This is a genomic window from Vibrio sp. Vb0937, assembly GCF_033338855.1.
Genome location: NZ_JAWOTK010000026.1, coordinates 31,980 through 48,898 on the forward strand (window position 1 = coordinate 31,980; position 16,919 = coordinate 48,898).

Annotated in this window: 20 protein-coding genes; 13 read left to right on the forward strand and 7 right to left on the reverse strand. The window is 46.2% G+C overall.

Features of this window, described 5'->3' with window-relative positions; all coding sequences use genetic code 11:
• Window positions 1-15: 15 nt before the first annotated feature.
• The 5 genes from R7P67_RS19870 to R7P67_RS19890 form a co-directional block, all read right to left on the reverse strand.
• On the reverse strand, window positions 16-885 hold the full coding sequence (locus tag R7P67_RS19870; protein WP_005381434.1) for a phosphoribulokinase: 870 nt from the start codon (window positions 883-885) through the stop codon (window positions 16-18).
• A 125-nt stretch (window positions 886-1,010) separates the two neighbouring features.
• Window positions 1,011-1,223, reverse strand: a complete 213-nt coding sequence (locus R7P67_RS19875; protein WP_005381436.1) for a YheU family protein — start codon at window positions 1,221-1,223, stop codon at window positions 1,011-1,013.
• A gap of 33 nt (window positions 1,224-1,256) precedes the next feature.
• Window positions 1,257-2,264 (reverse strand): hydrolase, encoded by a 1,008-nt coding sequence (locus R7P67_RS19880; RefSeq protein WP_017633737.1) that lies wholly within the window; start codon window positions 2,262-2,264, stop codon window positions 1,257-1,259.
• Between the two features lie 87 nt (window positions 2,265-2,351).
• Window positions 2,352-2,840: a TIGR02444 family protein gene (locus R7P67_RS19885; protein ID WP_017633738.1), complete on the reverse strand. Its 489-nt coding sequence runs from the start codon at window positions 2,838-2,840 to the stop codon at window positions 2,352-2,354.
• On the reverse strand, window positions 2,837-4,756 hold the full coding sequence (locus R7P67_RS19890; protein WP_017633739.1) for an ABC transporter ATP-binding protein: 1,920 nt from the start codon (window positions 4,754-4,756) through the stop codon (window positions 2,837-2,839). Before R7P67_RS19890 ends, R7P67_RS19885 begins: the two co-directional genes overlap by 4 nt.
• A 209-nt stretch (window positions 4,757-4,965) precedes the next feature.
• Here R7P67_RS19890 and kefG point away from each other — a divergent pair, with 209 nt between their 5' ends.
• The 5 genes from kefG to R7P67_RS19915 all read left to right on the forward strand — a co-directional run bounded on the left by kefG (window position 4,966) and on the right by R7P67_RS19915 (window position 9,290).
• Entirely contained in the window at window positions 4,966-5,559 is a 594-nt protein-coding gene (kefG, locus tag R7P67_RS19895; protein ID WP_005381444.1) for a glutathione-regulated potassium-efflux system ancillary protein KefG, read from the forward strand.
• Window positions 5,543-7,339 (forward strand): glutathione-regulated potassium-efflux system protein KefB, encoded by a 1,797-nt coding sequence (gene kefB, locus R7P67_RS19900; RefSeq protein WP_017633740.1) that lies wholly within the window; start codon window positions 5,543-5,545, stop codon window positions 7,337-7,339. Before kefG ends, kefB begins: the two co-directional genes overlap by 17 nt.
• A gap of 33 nt (window positions 7,340-7,372) precedes the next feature.
• A complete protein-coding gene (locus R7P67_RS19905; protein WP_005381449.1) occupies window positions 7,373-7,573 on the forward strand; it encodes a YheV family putative zinc ribbon protein in 201 nt (66 codons plus the stop codon).
• A 92-nt stretch (window positions 7,574-7,665) separates the two neighbouring features.
• Window positions 7,666-8,217 carry a peptidylprolyl isomerase gene (gene slyD / locus R7P67_RS19910; protein ID WP_005381451.1) on the forward strand — a complete coding sequence of 184 codons (552 nt, stop codon included), beginning with the start codon at window positions 7,666-7,668 and terminating at the stop codon, window positions 8,215-8,217.
• A 131-nt stretch (window positions 8,218-8,348) separates the two neighbouring features.
• Window positions 8,349-9,290, forward strand: a complete 942-nt coding sequence (locus R7P67_RS19915) for an isoaspartyl peptidase/L-asparaginase family protein (RefSeq protein ID WP_053303049.1) — start codon at window positions 8,349-8,351, stop codon at window positions 9,288-9,290.
• Between the two features lie 83 nt (window positions 9,291-9,373).
• On the opposite strand, the gene R7P67_RS19920 is transcribed toward R7P67_RS19915, so the two are convergent.
• Window positions 9,374-9,601, reverse strand: a complete 228-nt coding sequence (locus R7P67_RS19920; protein ID WP_005381455.1) for a SlyX family protein — start codon at window positions 9,599-9,601, stop codon at window positions 9,374-9,376.
• Window positions 9,598-10,584, reverse strand: a complete 987-nt coding sequence (locus R7P67_RS19925; RefSeq protein ID WP_171345135.1) for a WD40 repeat domain-containing protein — start codon at window positions 10,582-10,584, stop codon at window positions 9,598-9,600. The genes R7P67_RS19920 and R7P67_RS19925 overlap by 4 nt, the downstream gene beginning before the upstream one ends.
• Window positions 10,585-10,712: 128 nt before the next feature.
• On the opposite strand from R7P67_RS19925, the gene fkpA reads away from it, so the two are divergent.
• From fkpA to fusA, 8 genes are all read left to right on the forward strand, one after another.
• Window positions 10,713-11,495, forward strand: coding sequence for an FKBP-type peptidyl-prolyl cis-trans isomerase (gene fkpA, locus R7P67_RS19930; RefSeq protein ID WP_017821751.1), 783 nt, complete (start codon window positions 10,713-10,715; stop codon window positions 11,493-11,495).
• Between the two features lie 143 nt (window positions 11,496-11,638).
• The gene (locus tag R7P67_RS19935) at window positions 11,639-12,361 is read left to right on the forward strand and encodes a transcriptional regulator (protein ID WP_005382804.1); all 723 of its coding nucleotides are present in this window, start codon (window positions 11,639-11,641) and stop codon (window positions 12,359-12,361) included.
• A complete protein-coding gene (gene tusD, locus R7P67_RS19940) occupies window positions 12,358-12,753 on the forward strand; it encodes a sulfurtransferase complex subunit TusD (RefSeq protein ID WP_017821752.1) in 396 nt (131 codons plus the stop codon). Before R7P67_RS19935 ends, tusD begins: the two co-directional genes overlap by 4 nt.
• Window positions 12,750-13,106 (forward strand): sulfurtransferase complex subunit TusC, encoded by a 357-nt coding sequence (tusC, locus tag R7P67_RS19945; protein ID WP_213898832.1) that lies wholly within the window; start codon window positions 12,750-12,752, stop codon window positions 13,104-13,106. Before tusD ends, tusC begins: the two co-directional genes overlap by 4 nt.
• A gap of 7 nt (window positions 13,107-13,113) precedes the next feature.
• Window positions 13,114-13,389, forward strand: a complete 276-nt coding sequence (gene tusB, locus R7P67_RS19950; RefSeq protein WP_005382799.1) for a sulfurtransferase complex subunit TusB — start codon at window positions 13,114-13,116, stop codon at window positions 13,387-13,389.
• 177 nt (window positions 13,390-13,566) lie between these two features.
• Window positions 13,567-13,941, forward strand: coding sequence for a 30S ribosomal protein S12 (gene rpsL / locus R7P67_RS19955; protein ID WP_004399892.1), 375 nt, complete (start codon window positions 13,567-13,569; stop codon window positions 13,939-13,941).
• Window positions 13,942-14,042: 101 nt separating this feature from the next.
• Window positions 14,043-14,513, forward strand: coding sequence for a 30S ribosomal protein S7 (gene rpsG / locus R7P67_RS19960; RefSeq protein ID WP_005382796.1), 471 nt, complete (start codon window positions 14,043-14,045; stop codon window positions 14,511-14,513).
• Window positions 14,514-14,588: 75 nt separating this feature from the next.
• Window positions 14,589-16,688 carry an elongation factor G gene (fusA, locus tag R7P67_RS19965; RefSeq protein ID WP_005382794.1) on the forward strand — a complete coding sequence of 700 codons (2,100 nt, stop codon included), beginning with the start codon at window positions 14,589-14,591 and terminating at the stop codon, window positions 16,686-16,688.
• The last annotated feature ends 231 nt before the right edge of the window (window positions 16,689-16,919 follow it).

Here is a 16,919-nt window from a genome sequence, read left to right on the forward strand (position 1 = left end):
TTCGCTGGCAGGTTTTTAGCCAATTTTCCCTGTTTCGATGAGCTGTTGTAGGATAGGCCGAACTATGAGCTCCATTGCAAAGCTCATCTTACCGCCGGGTACGACAATCGTGTTGTGGCGTGACATGAATGAGCCATCAATCATGGCCAGCAGATATGGGAAGTCGACATTCTTGATACCGCGTAGGCGAATCACCACAAAACTCTCATCCAAACTAGGGATGCCTTTTGCATTAAGTGGGTTGGAAGTATCAACGGTCGGTACGCGCTGGAAGTTGATGTGAGTACGAGAAAACTGCGGAGTGATATAGTTGAGGTAATCGTCCATGGATCGCACGATTGAGTCCATTACCGCTTCACGCGAATGGCCGCGATCGCGAGTGTCACGTACGAATTTTTGGATCCACTCTAAGTTCACAATCGGCACCATGCCAATTAAGAAATCCACATGTTGAGCAACATTAACATCGCCATCGACCACGCCACCATGTAACCCTTCATAAAACAGAACGTCGCTGTTTTCGGGTAAGTCTTGCCACGGTGTAAACGTGCCTGGCATTTGATTGTAGGGAACCGCTTCGTCAAACGTGTGCAGATAACGGCGCACGCTGCCAGTGCCGTCATGCCCGAACTTACGGAAAAACTCTTCTAATCCCGGGAAGTCATTAGCTTGTGGGCCAAAGTAGCTAATGTGTCGACCTTGCTCGCGGGCTTTGCGGATTTCGATGTCCATTTCTGGGCGAGTAAAGCGATGGAAGCTATCGCCTTCAACCCATGCGGGTTTAACGTTCATCATATTGAACATTTTACGGAAGGCTTCAGATGTAGTGGTCGTGCCGGCACCGGACGAACCAGTAACCGCAATAATTGGGTGTTTAGCTGACATGACAAACCTTGTCGAAAATTACTTACCTGTAATGTGCAGTAGAGTTACTACTGCACGGTCGATATCCCACTATAGCACGTAACAATACCTTGTCATCGAGTGGGATACGGTAAAATGTGAAGGGTCTAAAATTTTGTTTTATGCTGAATATCGACGGTTTCGTGTAGCTCAGAGAACACGATAACCGCTTCACCTTTTTCCAATTGAGCTTTAACTTGATCAATTTTGTCATGCAAAGAAACCTCGACGGTTCCGTAATCCGTTCCTTCGCGTAAGACGAATTCACGAATTAAGTTTTCCAATGTTTCCGGCGCAATGTCTTGCCATGGAATGATCATAAATACCTCTAACTTTTATGATGAGCGGCTAGTTTACTGCGTTCGTTGCTTGGATACAGCAGAAAGGTAATCTGCGGCGATACTTTCGTAATACGCGGGCAGCGCTTCCTCCAACCAAAACTTAGGTTTTAACGCCGTTCCTGTCAGGAAGCCAACATGGCCACCGTGCTCAAAGAGACGGTAATCAATATTATCTGGCAGAACAAACTTCGGTATCACATCATCGGTCATGAACGGATCGTCTTTGGCATGGATGATCAGTGTGGGTAGCGTGATTTGCTGTAGTTTACTTAAGCCAGAGCATTGGTCGTAATAATCTTGTGCGTCTTTAAAGCCATGCAATGGTGCGGTAATCAAATCATCGAATTCATACAGCCGTGTGACACGTTTGATTGAGTTGTAGGACAGCGCCAGCTCGCCATGCAGTAGATGATGCTTTTGTAACGCGTTACGTTTCAGTGAAGAAAGCAGATAACGGCGATACACTTTTGAAAAGCCTTGTTCTATACGGTTCGCACACGCCGCTAGGTCTAAAGGCGCTGAGATAATAGTCGCTGCATTCAAAATAGGGTGGTCTTTATATTGGGCTAAATAATTCGCCAACATGTTACCGCCAAGAGAAATACCAACCGCAACCTTGGGGTTATCAGGAAAGCGTTGCTCAAGGTGCTCTAAGAAGTGGCGGGCGTCAGTCACTTCACCAGAATGATAGGCGCGAGCTTTCTTGTTTGGCTTACCGCTACAACCGCGGAAATGCATCATCACCGACAGCCATCCAGATTGAGCAAATGCATTCATTAGCCCATTGGCATAAGGGCTATAGAAGCACCCCTCTAATCCATGAAATAAAACAAAAATCGGCTTTTTTTGTGCAGGCTCTTGGGTTGGGTCCTCGCTCCACGCGAGATCGAGAAAGTCGCCATCGGATGTATCGAGGGTTTGCCAAATCGGCGTAAACAACGCTTTTTTGCGAATAAAACGCGGCAAAAGCGTTTGGAGATGCGGGTTTTTGATCCCGGCGGCTGCGAAAAATTGTGTCATACCTAACTGCTCTTATGCGGTCCTTCGGTGTCCGTTGAAGAACTTATTAATATAATCCTTTATAAAGATTATAGGTATTCTACAGATTTATGGGCGTTTTGGTGGTTGAATGTTTGGCACCGGAATAGCAAAGGCTTGCTGCAAATGTTCCCCACCGAGTTGACGACAGTATCTCAACGTCAGTGGGTCATCATCATTTTTGAGTAGTGCAAGTGAGTTAATGCAGTCCACCAAATCCGCTTGTTGCTGCTTTTCTAGTTGCAGCTCAAACTGCAAGGTCTCACGATACAAAGCGTCATTGACTTGAGACTTAAGGTGGCGACGAAGGTCGCGAAAGGAGTGAAGTAAAGTTTCGCTCCTACCTAGACAGTCTTGCACCAAGGGCCAGTCTTTTTCTTGGAAAATGAGTTGCTGCTCATCGAGCCATCTGAGCAGCAGGAGTAGGTTCACGTTGCCGTGATAATTGTTCTGCAATGATAAACACGCTTCTTTCACTTCTCGCACACCATAAAACTGCAGACTGAACTGCCAAAGGTGTTCTAGGGTGAGTGTGTATTCAGCGTGTTGATTACTCATTGATTAAACTCTAGCTCCATCTGCTCCAGTTCTTCCTGAGCAGACATCCATTCCATTTCAATTTCTTCGAGCTCAGCTTTACTGGAAGCTTGAAGTGCCAGCACTTGGTTAAGTTTAGCTTTATTTTCGGCCGCATACAGTGAGTTGTCCGCCAATTGTTCTTCAGCTTCGGCCAGTGCAGCACCTAACTTATCCATTTTACTTTCTAGTTGTGTCAGCGTTTTGCGAATTGGCGCTGTCTGTTTTCGAAACTCTGCATCGCGACGTTTTTGCTCTTTCTTCGCAGCTGCGCTGTTGGCCGTATCTTTGCTTGGCTGCGCAGCCTGCGCTTCTTTGCGTTCCGCTCTTTGTTGTTCGGTTAACCATTTATAATAGTCATTTAAATCACCGTCGAACGGAGCAACTTGTCGATCATGCACTAAATACAAGTCATCGGTCGTAGCGCGCAGTAAATAGCGGTCGTGCGAAACAATCACCATCGCACCTTCGAATGTTTGCAGTGCCATCGTAAGTGCTTGGCGCATGTCCAAGTCTAAGTGGTTGGTCGGTTCATCAAGTAGCAACAGGTTTGGCTTTTGCCACACAATTAAAGCCAATACCAAACGGGCTTTTTCGCCACCAGAAAACGGCGCAACTTTTTCTAGTGCTTTGTCACCTTGGAAGCCAAAGCTACCTAGGTAATCACGTAGCTGCTGTTCGGTTTGATCGGGTGCGATTTGCATCATGTGTTGCAGCGGCGTTTCTTCAGGATGAAGCGTTTCTAACTGGTGCTGAGCGAAGTAACCAATTTTCACGCCTTGTGAGTAAGTTAGGTCACCACCTTGCGCGTTAAGTTCACCAGAGAGCAGCTTGATTAAGGTCGATTTACCCGCACCATTACGGCCGAGTAGACCAATACGACTGCCAGGAACCAAGTTTAAGCGGATCTTCTCTAAGATGAGGTTGTCACCGTAACCTGCAGATACTTCATCCATCATCATGATTGGGTTTGGCAGCGCAGCTGGCTCACGGAATTGAAAGCTAAATGGGTTATCGAATTGAGCTGGCAGTACTTTTTCCATGCGCTCCAAAGCTTTGATACGGCTTTGGGCTTGGCGTGCTTTTGATGCTTTGTAACGGAAGCGGTCGATGTAGCTTTGCATGTGCGACATCTGCTTCTGTTGCTTTTCAAACATCGCTTGTTGCAACACCATCTTTTGTGCGCGTTGGTTTTCGAATGACGAGTAGTTACCCGTGTATTCGTTCAGCTGCTGATTCTCGATGTGAATGATGCGACCAACAATTGGATCAAGGAAGTCTCGGTCGTGCGAGATCAGAATCAGCGTGCCAGGGTAGTTTTGTAGCCAACGCTCTAACCACATTACCGCGTCCAAATCCAAGTGGTTGGTTGGTTCGTCGAGTAGCAGTAGATCAGAACGACACAATAGCGCTTGAGCCAAGTTAAGACGCATACGCCAACCACCCGAGAATTGGGTCAAACTCCAACTCATTTGCTCTTGGCTGAACCCTAAACCATCGAGCAGTTCTGCCGCGCGAGCGCGAATGCTGTAACCACCAATGGTTTCAATTTTACCGTGTATCTCGGCAACTAGGGTTCCGTTGTCTTGTGTTTCTGCTTCAGCTAACTGCTTTTCGAGAGCGCGGTACTCGCGATCACCATCAATGACGTATTCCAGTGCAGTGCGCTCTAGCGCAGGCGTTTCCTGTGCGACCCAGGCCAACTCCCAGTGTTGAGGTTGGCTAAATGAGCCAGCATCAATTGACAGTTCATCTTTCAGTAGGGCAAACAGCGTTGATTTACCGCAGCCGTTTTTGCCCACAAGACCGACTTTATCGCCAGGGTGAATAGTCGCAGAAGCTTGGTCTAAAAGAGGTTTACCGCCACGCAGTAACTGAATATCAGAGAAGGTAATCATAAAGTTTTCATTCACTTTGCGCAGTGCGCGTTGCTTGGTTACATAGCGAAGTGGTTTCAATCGTTTTTAAAGCCACTTGGGTATATATCTAGCGGTGAATAGTAGGGGTATTGGCCGGAAAAGTCGATTGATTCGCTTTAATTGCATTATGCTGTACAAAAAAGTATAACAATTTGATAACGGATAAAAATAACCACAAGGACGACCATTTGGCTGTTGCACCGTCTATTCTCCCAAAAGTTCTGGTCATTTATGCTCATCCAGAGCCACATAACTCGATTGCCAATCAAGTGATGATAAAAAAAGCTCAGTCGCTTGATCACGTCACTGTGCACGATCTTTACGGTGTTTACCCTGATTTCTTTATTGATGTGAATTACGAACATGAGTTGTTGCTCGCTCACGATGTGATTGTATTTCACCACCCACTTTATATGTATTCATGTCCAGCCCTATTAAAAGAGTGGCTAGACCGAGTGTTAGGTAAAGGCTTTGCGTTTGGCGGAGGTGCGGCGCTAGAAGGAAAATACTGGCGCAGTGTCATTACAACAGGTGGTAAAGAAGAAGCCTTCAGCGCGAAGGGGTACAACAAATACCCACTTGAGCAAATCTTGCAACCGTTTGAACTGACGGCAGCCCTATGCCAAATGCACTGGATTGAACCTCTGGTGTTGTATTGGTCAAGAAATGTTTCGGATATTGAACGCTACGAACATGCTGAGTTATACCGTGGATGGCTGAGTAACCCACTTGAAAACTGGCAAGCGGCAGATCGAGGAGGTCAGTATGGCGATCACCAGTGAGTTTCTTCAAAGCAGTGTGGTCTTTCTTTCGGCTGCGGTTATTGCGGTGCCGATTGCTCAGCGCCTTGGGCTTGGCTCGGTTTTAGGTTATTTACTCGCTGGTGTGTTGATTGGCCCATGGGGGCTTGGCTTAATTAGCGACGTTGATGCCATTTTGCATTTTGCCGAGCTTGGGGTTGTGTTGTTACTGTTTTTGATAGGGCTGGAATTAAACCCTAAAAAATTGTGGCAGATGCGAGGGCCGATTTTAGGTTTAGGCGGTGCGCAGGTTGTGGTCACGACCGCCGTGATTGGTAGTGTCGTCAGTATGTTTGGCGTAAGCATGCAAGTGAGTTTAGTGATCGGGATGGGGTTGGCGCTGTCCTCGACGGCGATTGCGCTTAAAGTCATTGAAGAGCAAGGGCTTAATGGTACCGAAACGGGGCAATCTGGTTTTGCGGTGCTGCTCTTTCAAGATATTGCAGTGATCCCGATGCTGGCGATGTTGCCCTTGCTAGCAGGCGGGCATAGTGGTGGAAGTTGGTTGGATGTCTTCACTATTTTAGGCAGTGTGGTAGCACTGTTGATTGGAGGTCACTTTTTACTACGTCCGCTATTTCGTTTTGTCGTGATGAGCGGCGTTCGTGAGCTCTTTACCGTTGCTGCACTTTTAGTCGTGCTTGGCATTTCGGTCGTGATGCAAAAGCTTGGCCTTTCGATGGCATTGGGGACTTTTTTAGCAGGCGTTTTGCTGGCAGAGAGTGAGTATCGCCATGAGCTGGAAATCGCTATCGAGCCATTTAAAGGTCTGTTGTTGGGGTTATTCTTTATTGCGGTGGGCATGGCGGTAAACTTGGGGTTATTGGCATTACACCCTTTAGAGATTCTCGGTGCGGTGGTGGCTTTGGTCGTGGTTAAGGGTTTGGTTTTGTATGCATTGGCGAGAGCTGCCCGTGTCGGAGCCAAAGCGAGAAGCCGTATGGCTGCAATTTTGAGCCAAGGCGGTGAGTTTGCCTTTGTCATATTTACCGCGGCGAGCCAAGAGGGCATTTTGTCCAAAGAGCAAGTGGCGTTTCTGTTGGTGGTGGTCAGTCTATCCATGGTGACGACTCCTCTTTTGCTGATGGGACAAAAGAAGTGGTTTGCTCATACCCTGAATCAAGAAGAAGAGGGCATGACCACGAAAGTCGTGGATCGCCGACCACGCGTTATCATTGCAGGCTTTGGACGTTTCGGTCAGATCGTCGGACGTTTAATGTATGCCAATAAAATCAAAGTGACAGTATTAGAAAGTGATGCCAGCCAAATCCACCTATTACGTAAGTATGGTTACAAAGTGTTTTATGGCGATGCTACACAAATTGACCTATTGAGGGCTGCTGGCGCTGATAAAGCGGAAGCATTGATTATTTGTACTGATTCACCTGATGAGGTGATGGCCATCGTGGACATTTGTCGCGTGCACTTCCCGAAACTTAAGTTGTTAGCCCGAGCAAGAAGCCGTGTCGAGGCTTACCAGTTAATGAGTCATGGTGTAGAGAATTACTCTCGTGAAACATTTTTAGGGGCGCTAGATCTCGGTCGCCAAGCGCTCGTAGAACTGGGTATGCATCCTTATCAAGCAAAGCGGGCAGAAGCACATTTTCGCAAGTTAGATAATGCTATGCTTAAGGACTTATTGCCTCAACACAATGAAGATAAGAAATTAGCTCAAAGAGCGAAAGAGGCCCGCAAAGAGCTAGAAGAAATATTTGGTCGTGAAATGGAGAGCGACCATCAGTCACCTAATCATTGGAAGTAGTACTTGAGCCAAGACTCAAGCTAAGGAAATAGCGTGAAAATCAAGAAACGTTTTATTGCCGGCGCTAGCTGCCCAAATTGCAGCCAGCAAGATACCCTGCGCTGGTGGATTGAAAATAACATCGAGTTAGTTGAGTGTGTCGAGTGTGAGTTTACAGAGCAGCGCAAACCACAATCTGTAGAGAAAAATAAACACTCAGATCAGGAAATGATCGGAATTTTTAAGCCGGAGTAATTGAACTTCGATAATTGATCCCCATAATACACCCAGATATCTCAGTACTTAACCCCATTCTGGTTAAGTCAATTAATCTCCCTGGAGTTAGTATGAAAATTGAAAAGAACGTTGTTGCAAGCCTTGCATACAAAGTAATGATGGAAGACGGTGTCGTTGTTGATCAATCAACAGCAGAAGCACCTCTAGATTACCTTCACGGTCACAACAACCTAATCACAGGTCTTGAAAAAGAACTTGAAGGTAAAGTGGCTGGCGACAAGTTCTCAGTAACGGTAGCTCCTGAAGAAGCTTACGGTGAGCACAACGATGCGCTAGTACAGCGCGTTCCTGCGGACGTATTCCAAGGCGTTGAGCAAATCGAAGTTGGCATGCGCTTTCTAGCTGACACTGACCAAGGTCCAATCCCTGTTGAAGTAACAGAAGTTGACGGCAACGAAGTGGTTGTTGACGGTAACCATATGTTAGCTGGTCAAACACTAACTTTCGAAGTAGAAGTTATGTCTACACGTGAAGCAACAGCAGAAGAGATCGAACACGGTCACATCCACCAAGGTGGTGGCTGTTGTGGTGGTCACGATCATGACCACGATCACGAAGAAGAAGGCGGCTGCTGTGGCGGCGGTAGCTGTGGTTCTCACTAATCATAAGCGCCTTCACTAGATAATCTTATCTAGCAAAGCTTTGAAAAGCGCAAGTTGAGTTTTCAACTTGCGCTTTTTGTTTATCTAAGGTGTAGTGCCAACCATACAAGGAATAACAGTTGGACAAAGTGATGACGAAACCTTTCTCGATTGCCATTCATGGTGGTGCGGGCACCATCTTGCGTGAACAGATGAGCGATGAGCTGCAACAATCCATCTTGGCGGATTTAGAAGCTGCGGTAAAAGCGGGACATCAAATTCTAGAAACGGGCGGTGAAGCCTTAGATGCCGTCGTAGCGGCAGTGAAAGTATTGGAAGACTCTCCTAACTTTAATGCGGGTAAAGGCTCAGTGCTGACCAACAACGAAATGGTTGAAATGGACGCTTCTGTGATGGATGGGCGAAACCTTGCAGCAGGCGCGGTCGCTGGGGTTCGTCATATCAGAAACCCAATTGAGCTCGCTCGTGACGTGATGCGAAACAGCAATCATGTGCTGTTGGTGGGTGAGGGCGCAGAGAAGTTTGCTTTTGAGCAAGGCCATGAGTATACCGAGCAAGATTACTTCTTTACTGATCGCCGTTATGAGCAGTTGCTGTCTATGCGTGAGAAAGGACTGTTTGCTTTGTCGGAATCTCGTTACCCAGATGACCGTAAGCACGGTACCGTTGGTGCGGTGGCATTGGACCAACAAGGCAACTTAGCCGCTGCCACCAGTACGGGTGGCGTGACGAATAAGAAATACAACCGAGTCGGAGATTCGGCTCTTATTGGTTGTGGTACGGTGGCCGAAAATGGCGTCGTGGCAGTTTCCACTACGGGTGTCGGCGAGTTCTTTATTCGTAAACGTGTTGCGGAAGACGTTGCAGCACGTATGCGTTACTTACAAGAAGATATTCATACGGCTTGTGAACACATTATCCAAGGTGATCTCAAACAGATGGGCGGAGAGGGCGGTTTGATTGCCATTGATGCTAAAGGTGAGATGCACTTTGCGATGAACAGTTCTGGCATGTACCGAGCAGGCATTAATACGCAAGGCGAGCTGAGCGTTAAAATCTACGCCGACGAATAGCTTCCTCTTGAGTACCTTCTTAAGTAATTAATACAACAAAGCCCAGAACATGTTCTGGGCTTTATGCTATTTGAGCCTGCATTTTAATAATGCGGTGGTGGGGTTTCTTCTGACGGATCGGCTAAATTCGACGAGTCCATATTTTTTACTTTACCTACCACATATTTCATCTGATCGAGCATCTTGGTAATTTGCAGTTGTTGCTGCGATAAAGCGCCGTTCAGATCTTCAATAGTCTGCTCTTGGAACGCAAGCTGACATTCTAAGTCATTAATGCGTGCTTCCAATTGCTGAATGATTTTTTCTGTCATGATCCGTTCTCTAACTGCCAAGCTTGGGCAATACCTGCTGAAGTAGCAGTAATTACGCGTTGTTTTGAATCAAAGGCTGCATCATACACGACCGCACGGGGAGGGCGAGTGTCTTTTTTGGGCTCCACTTCAAATCCACTCATTCGTTTTCCGGTTTGAGTATCCCATATCGACACACGGCCAGAAGGGCTTCCTGTGACTAGTTGAGTCCCGTCGTCAGAAAATCGTGCGGTAGAGAAAATTAATTGGCGTGACCAACTGCTCAACTGTGTGACTTCTTGTCCAGTTTTTAAATTCCAAACAATCGCTTGGTTTCCGCCATCAGATGTCATTGCTAATTTTCCATCTCTTTGCAGGGCCACGCGAACAATTCGTTGTTCATGTTCGAAGGTTCGTAGTACTTGTCCGGTTTCGGTATCCCACAGATACGCTTTATAGTCATTACCTCCGGTTAGGGCGAAGCGCCCATTAGGAGAAATGGCCACGGAATTGACTTTTTCACGATGCGCAAGGAACTCCATGCGACGCCCGGTGACTAAGTTGACATAAATTGCTTTACCGTTGGATAACCCAAGCAGAACTTGTTCACCATTACTGGTGATATCAACGTCGCGAATCAGCGCGTCATCGATAGACCAAAGGCCTTCGGATTGCGTCCAGCCTAGGTCCCAAACTGCGAAGTTCATTTGGCTTGCTGTAATTGCGTAGCGACCATTGTCAGATATGCGGATATGGGAAACCACATTGGCATCGGCATCGAGTTCACCCAGATTGGCTAGTTGTTCATTTTGCTCTAGGTCCCACAACATCAAATGACGTTGTTGAGAATAGAGCAGAGCAAACCGTCCATCTCTGCTAAGTGCGAAGCTCGTCGCACCTTGAGGTTCTATCGGCCAACGCTGCACTTCACGCTCGGCGAAAAAGCAACCATTTAACGTGGTGATGACAATTAAATATAGGAATAAATGAAAAATTCTTTGCATCACATCTAATAATCCGGTTTGTGTCTTAAGACATATAGCTAGTATATTGGTATAACGATTGTCTTCACTAGTCTCATAGAAGATTTGTGCACAACAACCAATGGCAGAGCCATTATTGGGAGAATTTAATGAAATCAGTTTTAAAAGTGTCGCTACTTGCTGCAACAGTTATGCTAGCGGTAGGTTGTCAGAAAGAAGAAACTAAAACAGAAACCGCACCTCAAGCAGAACAAGTTCAAGCAGAAACCGGTAAAGCGGTTCACTTTAAAACCGACGACGACAAAGCGGCATACGCAATCGGTGTTTCATTTGCTAACTACCTAAGCACAAGCATCGACAAGCCAAGCGAAATCGGCATTAATCTTAACAAAGATTTGGTACTAAAAGGTATCGAAGACGTCTTCAAAGGCAATGCTGAATTGAATGAAGAAGAAACACGTGCAGCACTAGAATCTCTAGACAAGCGTGTTGCAGAAAAGATGCAAGCACAAGCGGCTGAGAAAGCAGCTGAAGCGAAAAAAGCTGGCGATGATTTCCGTGCTGAGTTTGAGAAGCAAGAAGGCGTAGTGAAGACAGATACAGGTCTTCTATACCAAGTAATGACACCAGCTGAAGGTGAGAAGCCAAAAGACACTGATACGGTTCAAGTACACTACAAAGGTACTCTGATCGACGGTACTCAGTTCGACAGCTCATACGATCGTGGTGAACCTGCAACGTTCCCACTTAACCGTGTAATCCCAGGTTGGACAGAGGGTGTTCAGCTAATGCCTGTGGGTTCTAAATTCAAATTCGTTATCCCGCCAGAGCTAGCATACGGTGACCAAGACACACCAAGCATTCCTGCTAACTCAACGCTAGTATTTGAAGTTGAGCTGCTAAAAGTTGAGAACGACAACGCAGAGCAATAACAATAAGCTGCGATAAGTTATTGAAAAAGGTCCGTTTAACGGGCCTTTTTTGTTCTAGGTCACTAGTTGGTGAGTTTGCTAGGTTGCTTTTCAAATTTTCTGATAAACTTACACCAATTTGTTGATTTTTCGCTCGAAGGCTTATGACAACTACAGAAACAATAAACGCGGAGATGTTGCTCGAAATGGAATCCGTTAACGTGATGCCGTTTACCGAGCACGACAAAATCATTTTAAGATCTTATGAGGCGGTCGTGGATGGTATCGCCAGCCTGATAGGTCCATTTTGTGAAATCGTTCTTCACTCTCTAGAAGACTTAAATACCTCTGCAATTAAAATCGCTAACGGTGAAAACACGGGGCGCCAAGTCGGCTCACCAATCACTGATTTAGCGCTTAAGATGCTAAAAGACATCGAAGGCTCGGAGCGCAACTTCTCACGTTCGTACTTTACCCGTGCAAAAGGTGGCGTGTTGATGAAGTCGATTACTGTCGCTATTCGTAATGGCGAAAATCGCGTGATTGGTTTGTTGTGTATCAACGTCAACTTGGATGCGCCTTTCTCGCAAGTCCTTCAGTCTTTCATGCCGACGCAAGAAGCGAAAGAAGCGGCTTCCTCGGTCAACTTTGCTAGTGACGTAGAAGAGCTGGTGGACCAAACTGTTGAACGCACCATCGAAGAGATCAATGCGGATAAATCCGTGTCTAACAACACCAAAAATCGCCAGATCGTGATGGAGTTGTACGACAAAGGTATCTTCGATATTAAAGATGCCATCAACCGTGTCGCGGATCGCCTTAATATTTCAAAACACACCGTTTACTTGTACATTCGTCAACGTAAAACCGAGGATGATGAAAGGTGAGCAAACTGACTTACACGTTAGTGGTGAATGGTCCCGTTTATGGCAGCCAGTCAGCGCGCAGTGCTTATCAGTTCGCCAAAGCGGTGATAGAGCAAGGCCATCAGCTAGTGAGCGTCTTCTTTTATCAAGATGGTGTGACTAATGGTACTGCTTTGAGTGTGCCAGCTAACGATGAATTTGATCTCAATAAGGCGTGGCAGTCTTTGGCTAAAGAGCATGGTGTTCGCCTAGAAACTTGTGTCGCGGCCGCTTTGCGTCGCGGGATTGTAAGTGAAGAAGAAGCGAATCAACATGGCTTGGTTCAGAACAATCTAGCCGATGGTTTTGAACAAGCAGGCTTAGGTAGCCTAGCTGAAGCGATGTTAACCCAAGACAGAGTGGTACAGTTTTGAGTCAGTTAACTTATCTATTTCGTAGTGCGCCACATGGCAGTGCAGCTGGTCGTGAAGGTGTGGATGCACTGTTAGCCGCGTCGGCTTACTGTGAAGATATCAGCGTCATTTTCGTGGGTGACGGGGTATACCAGCTTCTACTCGGACAAAACCCCAACAATATTTTGAGTAAAGATTACGCGCCGATGTTAAAGCTTTTCGATTTATACGACATCGAACAAGTCTTTGTGTGTTCAGAGTCGTTAACCCAGCGAGGTTTGGCGCAAGCGGATTTAGTCATTGAAGCCCAAGCGTTAAGCTCAGAACAGCTCAAAGATAAGTTACAACACGCTGGCAAGCTACTGTCTTTTTGAGGAAGGTATGTTACACATCATAAAAACAGTCTCTGCTCTAGAAGACGCCATGCCCTTATGCAGTGAACAGGATGACATCTTACTTATAGAAGATGCAGTGTACGCTGCTAACTCGCAACATAAAGCATTTTCCCATCTAAAAAACCGCAGCGTATTTGTGTTAGAGAGCGATGCGCAAGCTCGCGGTATTGCAAATCGTATCAGTCCATCGCTGACGATTGTGAATTACTCAGGCTTCGTTGAACTAACAGCAAAACAGGATAAATCCCTAACTTGGGATTGAACAAGATTTGCTGTCGACAAAGCTTTACGGATGAATTGTTCTAATTGAACAAAAAAGATCCGTATATTTCTTGACACACCTCTCACTGCTGCATAGAATTTTGCGTCCCTAACTGCATTGGCAGTTGGGGATAGATTTTTCACAAAGCTTACTTTCAAGTAAATCAGGAGCTAGTTAATGGCAACTATTAACCAGTTGGTACGTAAGCCACGTGCAAAGCAAGTTGTTAAAAGCAACGTGCCTGCACTAGAAGCGTGCCCACAAAAACGTGGTGTATGTACTCGTGTTTACACTACTACACCTAAAAAACCTAACTCAGCACTTCGTAAAGTTTGTCGTGTACGTCTGACAAACGGCTTCGAAGTTACATCGTACATCGGCGGTGAAGGTCACAACCTTCAAGAGCACTCAGTTGTTCTAATCCGTGGTGGTCGTGTTAAAGACCTTCCAGGTGTGCGTTACCACACTGTTCGCGGCGCACTAGACTGTGCTGGCGTAAATGACCGTAAACAAGGTCGTTCTAAGTACGGTGTGAAGCGTCCTAAGTCTTAATGGATTCCGTTAAGTAAGGCCAAACACTAAATTATTTTTAATTTTTTGAAAAAACTGAAAAGTTTTGGATAAAACCTGAAGAAGACAACGGAGATAAATCCATGCCACGTCGTCGCGTCATTGGTCAGCGTAAGATCCTTCCAGATCCAAAATTCAAATCTGAATTGCTGGCAAAATTCGTTAACATCCTAATGGTTGACGGTAAAAAATCTACTGCAGAGAAAATCGTTTACACTGCACTAGATGCTATGGCTGAAAAGTCTGGTAAAGACCACTTAGCTATTTTTGAAGAAGCTCTTGAAAACGTTCGCCCAGCGGTAGAGGTTAAATCTCGCCGTGTTGGTGGTTCAACTTACCAAGTACCTGTAGAAGTACGTCCGGTTCGCCGTAACGCACTTGCTATGCGTTGGTTGGTTGAAGCTGCGCGCAAGCGTGGTGAAAAATCTATGGCTCAACGCCTAGCTGCTGAAATGCTAGACGCGTCTGAGAACAAAGGTACTGCGGTTAAGAAACGTGAAGACGTTCACCGCATGGCTGACGCAAACAAAGCGTTCGCTCATTACCGTTGGTAATACCTTCTGTGCTGCGAGGTTCTCTCGCAGCACTTTTCTATACTCTAAGGTACACCTTAGTAAGAGGATACAATCGTGGCTCGTAAAACTCCTATTGAGCTATACCGTAATATCGGTATCTGTGCTCACGTAGATGCAGGAAAAACAACCACAACTGAGCGTATTCTGTTCTACACTGGCCTTTCTCACAAAATCGGCGAAGTTCACGATGGTGCAGCAACCATGGACTGGATGGAGCAGGAGCAGGAGCGTGGTATCACTATCACATCCGCTGCGACTACTACATTCTGGCGTGGTATGGAAGCACAGTTCCCTGAGCATCGCGTAAACATCATTGATACCCCTGGACACGTTGACTTTACTATCGAAGTAGAGCGTTCTCTTCGTGTACTTGATGGTGCTGTGGTTGTGTTCTGTGGCTCATCTGGTGTTGAACCTCAGTCTGAAACTGTATGGCGTCAAGCAGACAAATACCACGTTCCACGTTTGGTATTTGTAAACAAGATGGACCGTGCGGGCGCAGACTTCCTACGCGTTGTGAACCAAATTAAGAATCGTCTTGGTGCGACTCCTGTTCCAATCCAGCTGAACGTTGGTGCGGAAGATGAGTTCAGAGGTGTCATCGACCTTATCAAGATGAAAATGATCAACTGGAATGATGCCGATCAAGGCACTTCGTTTACTTACGAAGACATCCCAGCTGACATGATTGAACTTGCTGAAGAGTGGCGCAACCACATGGTTGAATCCGCTGCTGAAGCTAGCGAAGAGCTGATGGACAAGTACCTTGAAGAAGGTGAATTGACTGAAGCTGAGCTCAAACAAGCTTTACGTACTCGCACACTAAATAACGAAATCGTACTGGCTACTTGTGGTAGTGCGTTTAAGAACAAAGGTGTTCAAGCGGTACTGGATGCAGTAGTTGAGTTCTTGCCATCGCCAGTTGACGTACCTGCAATTAAAGGTGTCGACGAAAGAGAAAATGAAGTTGAGCGTCATGCTGACGACAACGAACCTTTCTCTGCGCTAGCGTTTAAGATTGCGACTGACCCATTCGTGGGCACGTTAACTTTCATGCGTGTTTACTCCGGTGTTGTAAACTCGGGTGACGCTGTTTACAACTCAGTAAAAGAGAAGAAAGAGCGTTTCGGTCGTATCGTTCAGATGCATGCGAATAAGCGTGAAGAAGTGAAAGAAGTTCGCGCTGGTGATATTGCAGCTGCTATCGGTCTGAAAGACGTAACAACAGGTGACACACTGTGTGATCAGAACCACAAAGTGATTCTAGAACGCATGGAGTTCCCTGAACCAGTTATTCAGATTGCTGTAGAGCCTCGTTCTAAGGCAGACCAAGAGAAAATGGCTATCGCGCTAGGTAAACTAGCAGCGGAAGATCCATCATTCCGCGTGGAAACGGACGACGAATCAGGTCAGACTCTGATCTCAGGTATGGGTGAACTTCACCTAGACATTATCGTTGATCGTATGAAGCGTGAATTCAGCGTTGATTGTAACGTTGGTAAACCTCAGGTTGCTTATCGTGAAACCATTCGTGGTAAAGCGGAAGTTGAAGGTAAGTTTGTTCGTCAATCAGGTGGTCGTGGTCAATACGGTCATGTTTGGGTCAAACTTGAGCCTTCTGAGCCTGGTGAAGGTTTCGTATTCGTAGACGAAATCGTGGGCGGTGTGATTCCTAAGGAATACATCAGTTCGGTATCGAAAGGTATCGAAGAGCAAATGAATAGTGGTGTTCTAGCGGGTTACCCTGTACTAGATATTAAAGCTACACTATTTGATGGTTCTTACCACGATGTAGACTCAAGCGAGATGGCGTTTAAGATCGCTGGCTCGATGGCATTCAAGAAAGGTGCACTAGAAGCACAACCTGTGATTCTAGAACCTATGATGAATGTCGAAGTAACCACTCCGGAAGACTGGATGGGTGACGTTGTTGGTGACCTAAACCGTCGTCGCGGTATCATTGAAGGCATGGACGAAGGTGTGGCTGGTCTTAAGATCATCCGTGCTCAAGTACCACTATCCGAAATGTTCGGTTACGCAACTGATCTACGTTCTGCAACTCAAGGCCGTGCGTCTTACTCTATGGAGTTTCACGAGTACGCTGAAGTGCCGAAAAACTTCGCAGATAAAATTATTGCAGAGCGTGGTTACTAATTGACGATTGAACTGCAAAAAGTTTACGACTTTTTGCGAGATCAGGGCGTCCAAATATTGCGCTAACGGGCGTTGGCGCATAAAATAACAATTTCTGGCGCGTCGTCGATCAATAATGATCACGACGAATCATAACTAGGAAGGAACACGATCGTGTCTAAAGAAAAATTTGAACGTACGAAACCGCACGTTAACGTTGGTACTATCGGCCACGTTGACCACGGTAAAACA